At 60.6% G+C, this 3,929-nt stretch carries 4 protein-coding genes; all 4 read left to right on the top strand.

What is annotated here, in order from left to right; all coding sequences use genetic code 11:
• Nucleotides 1-399: 399 nt before the first annotated feature.
• Nucleotides 400-1,464 (top strand): hydrogenase small subunit, encoded by a 1,065-nt coding sequence (locus tag ACY693_RS16335; protein WP_462322871.1) that lies wholly within the window; start codon nt 400-402, stop codon nt 1,462-1,464.
• 220 nt (nt 1,465-1,684) lie between these two features.
• Entirely contained in the window at nt 1,685-2,335 is a 651-nt protein-coding gene (locus ACY693_RS16330) for a nitrate reductase (RefSeq protein WP_462322870.1), read from the top strand.
• Nucleotides 2,332-3,729 (top strand): (Fe-S)-binding protein, encoded by a 1,398-nt coding sequence (locus ACY693_RS16325; RefSeq protein ID WP_462322869.1) that lies wholly within the window; start codon nt 2,332-2,334, stop codon nt 3,727-3,729. The genes ACY693_RS16330 and ACY693_RS16325 overlap by 4 nt, the downstream gene beginning before the upstream one ends.
• Nucleotides 3,726-3,929, top strand: a 204-nt coding sequence (locus tag ACY693_RS16320; protein WP_462322868.1) for a nickel-dependent hydrogenase large subunit, incomplete at its 3' end; no start/stop codon positions are given. The genes ACY693_RS16325 and ACY693_RS16320, both read left to right, overlap by 4 nt.

Below are 3,929 nucleotides of genomic sequence, written 5' to 3'. Positions count from 1 at the left end.
CTGCCTGCCTGCCTCCGAGATCATCCTTCGCTTTTCCGAACAAGTATATCAATAATTAATTATTAAAAGTAATTACAAATTAACTACTCTGCTCGATGGCATTAATAGCGAATTACCAACTATTGACAAGCAAATAAATCGTCACCCCCACCATCAAACTGAGCTCGAAGACTGACATAAATCAATTATAAAAGCCGCGACACATTTCACATTCTCTACCGACCATCTAGAGTAATGACCCAAGGAGACAAAGTCCAGACAACCGACAAAAAGCGTAAGAAATTCAGCTGGTTCCATGGCCTCCTCAAACGCATTTGTTGACAATTCGCAACCTATAAGAACTATGCCAATTTATTATTGGCACGCCATGCCACTACCATCGAAGAAGGAGATGCCAAGATGCCGAATGAGCCAACCCTAGGCGGATTACTGCGAAGCCAAGGGGTCAGCCGTCGAGCCTTTCTCAAATTTTGCTCGACCACCGCCTCTTTGATGGCCCTTCCGGCCGGCATCGCCCCCGCCATGGCCGAAGCCTTATCCAGCGCTCGCCGCCCATCGGTCATATGGCTGTCATTTCAGGAGTGCACAGGCTGTACCGAGGCGCTAACCCGCTCCAGCGCACCGTCCATCGAAGCGTTGATGTTCAACTTCATCTCGCTCGACTATCACCATACCCTGCAAGCGGCCTCCGGCGATGCCGCTGAGCATGCCCGCGAGCAGGCCCAGCACGAGAATGCTGGCAAATATCTGGTCCTGGTCGACGGCTCGATTCCGCTCGATGAGCACTGCTCGACAGTCGCCGGCATCAGCAACCTCGCGATGTTGAAAGAGGCCTGCGCCAATGCCGCCGCCGTGATCAATATCGGCACCTGCTCAGCCTACGGTGGCATCCCGATGGCTAAGCCCAACCCGACGCGCGCCGTCGCGGTAGGCGACATCATCAAAGATAAGCCGATCGTCAATGTGCCCGGCTGCCCGCCGATGCCACTCGCGATCACCGGTGTCATCGCCCAGTACCTGACACTCGGCCGTCTGCCCGAGCTCGACCACCTTGGCCGCCCGGTCGCGTTCTTCGGTGAAAACATCCACGACCGCTGCTATCGACGCCCCTTCTATGACCGCGGCGAGTTCGCCGAGACCTTCGACGACGAAGGTGCACGCAAGGGCTGGTGCCTTTACAAGCTCGGTTGCAAGGCACCCATCGCCTACAACGCCTGCGCTCACGTCAAATGGAACAACGGTGTCAGCTTCCCGATCCAGTCGGGCCATGGCTGCATTGGCTGCTCCGAGCCACGCTTCTGGGATATGGGCGGCATCTACAACTCGGTCGCCAAGGGCAACTTCGGTGACGGCGCCAAGCTTGGCGCGGCCGCCGTCGCTGGTGCTGCCGTCGGCGCTGGCGCGGCCGTGCTGGCACGTCGCAAGAAGACCGAGCTCGCAGCGCATGAGCACGGCGGTGACTAGCCCTCGATCCTAAGGGCGCCGCCAGTGGCGCCCCGAGGCAACACAAGAAAGAGTCAGAAGCATCTCCCGGGAAAGGACAACCAGCCAATGGTCAGGGGAGAGCCTCAGCCAGAAGGGAGCACGACAAGTTCAAGAGGATGAGCGGGCACGCCCGACACCGCGTCCTAGCAACGCCATAACAATAACTAAGCCACCAACTTCATCAGGAGAACGGAACCCCATGACACTGCTTGAATTCGCCCGCGGCCCTGCGATCCATGCCGCACTCATCATCATGGCCGCGGGCATTGCCCTGCGGATCATCGGCGTCCTTGCGCTGACCCGAGGCGCCGACCTTTCCCGACCCCGCGATGCCTTTGGCAACTTCAAGGGCTATCGCACCGTCTTCAGTCGCGCCTGGCCGAGCGGTGAGTTCACCACCACGACGCGCTATCAGACCGTTGTTGCCTATGTCTTCCACATTGCCACCCTACTGGTGGTTGTCGGCATCGTTCCGCACATCGAATTCATCACGAGCCTAACCGGCCTGTCGTGGCCAGCACTGCCAAACTTCGTCGGCGTGGCCCTAGGCACCATCGCCCTGGTCTCGTTGATCGCACTGATCGTCCGCCGGCTCGCCAAGCCCGCGGTCTACAACTCCACGCTGGGCGATTACGTCACCTGGATCATCGTCGCCTTGCCCCTGCTCACGGGACTCATGGCCTTTGCTCATGTCGGGCTGCGCTACGAGACCATGCTCGCACTGCACATCCTCAGCTCGGCGCTGCTGTTCGCCTACATGCCGTTTAGCAAGCTAATGCACGCGTTCTGGTTCATCTTCTCCCGCGCCCAGAGCGGGCTAGCCTATGCCCACAAGGGGGTCCGGATATGAGCACTGCCACCGCCACACCCATCTTTCCCAGCTTCGAGCAGGTCTACCAAGGCCTGGCCGGCCAGATCGGCATGCTGCGTGAGATGGCACCGAAGCCGACCAAGTCCGACGAAAAGCGCCTCCAGGGCGCTGTCGAGACCCTGATCGAGGAGACCAATGCCGACGAGGCGGTCTGGCTCGAGAGCTGTATCCACTGCGGCCAATGCACCAACGCCTGCCACTACTTCCAGGCGACTGGTGAGGCCAAATACGCGCCGATGCGCAAGATGGACCTCTACCGCCGGGTCTACCAACGCGAGATCAGCCCGATGCGCTGGTGGCATCGGCTGATCACGCAGCCGGTCAAGCTCTCCGACTTCGAGCAGGCCAAGGAGCTGATCTACGATTCCTGCTCCGAGTGCGGCCGCTGCACCATGGTCTGCCCGATGGGCATCGACACCGCCTCGCTGGTGCATCACATGCGCACCGCCATGGTCGCCGCTGAGCTAGTGCCACCGGAGCTAGCCGCATTGCGCATGGAACAGAAGCACCAGGGCACGGTGTTCGGCTCCTCGCCCGAGTCACTGCGCAAGATGGTCGACACCATCCGCGAGCAAGCGGGCATCGAGATCCCCATCGACAAGGACAGGGCCGAGGTGATGGTACTGAGCTCAGCGGTCGACCTGGTCGCCAACGGCAATGGCCTGCTCGCCACGGCCAAGATCATGAACCACCTTGGCGTCGATTGGACCATCTGCTCGGACGGCTTTGAGAGCGCCAACTTCGGGCTGCTCTCGGGCGATATGTCGCTGTGGAAGAAACAGGTCGACCCGATCATCGCCGCCGCCCAACGCGTTCAGGCCAAGATCCTGGTCATCGCCGAGTGCGGCCATGCTTACCCGGCGTTGCGCTGGAACCCGATGCTCAGCAGTGGTGGACTGCCGTTCGAGATGATGTACATGTCCGAGTTCCTCGGCAAGCAGGCCAAGGCCGGTAAGCTGCATCTGACACCGTTCGAGGGCAAGGTCACCTTCCATGATCCCTGCAAGACCGGACGTCGCGGCGGCGCCTTCGACGAGCCACGCGCAGTGCTAGCGGCAATGGACGCGGACCTGGTCGAGATGCCAGCGAACAAGGAATACAACTGGTGCTGCGGGGGCGGCGCAGGCATCTTCCTGCTCGAAGATGCGACCCGGCTGCGTGATGAGTCGTTCAAGATCAAGATCCGCGAGGTCAACGAGACCGGCGCTGAGTCGGTCGTGGTCAGCTGCGCCAGCTGCAGGCTCAACTTCGAGTCCGGCCGGCAAAAGAACCATTGGGATAAGAAGGTCCACAGCCTAGTCGAGCTGGTTGCCGACCACCTGATCGAGGATGAATCCGCCGCTAAAGGCCAAGCCCGAGGAGCAGCCGCATGAGTGCCCGCGTTGTTGTTGATCCGATTACCCGCATCGAAGGTCATCTGCGCATCGAGGCGCAGATGAACGGCGGCACCATCGAGCAGGCCTATTCCAGCGGCACCAGCGTACGCGGGCTCGAGACCATCGTCCAGGGCCGCGACCCGCGCGAGGTCTGGGCCTTCGTGCAGCGCCTCTGCGGCGTCTGCACCCTGGTGCAT

The organism is Halochromatium sp. (genome assembly GCF_054919635.1).
This window is presented reverse-complemented; position numbering and strand designations above follow the sequence as displayed.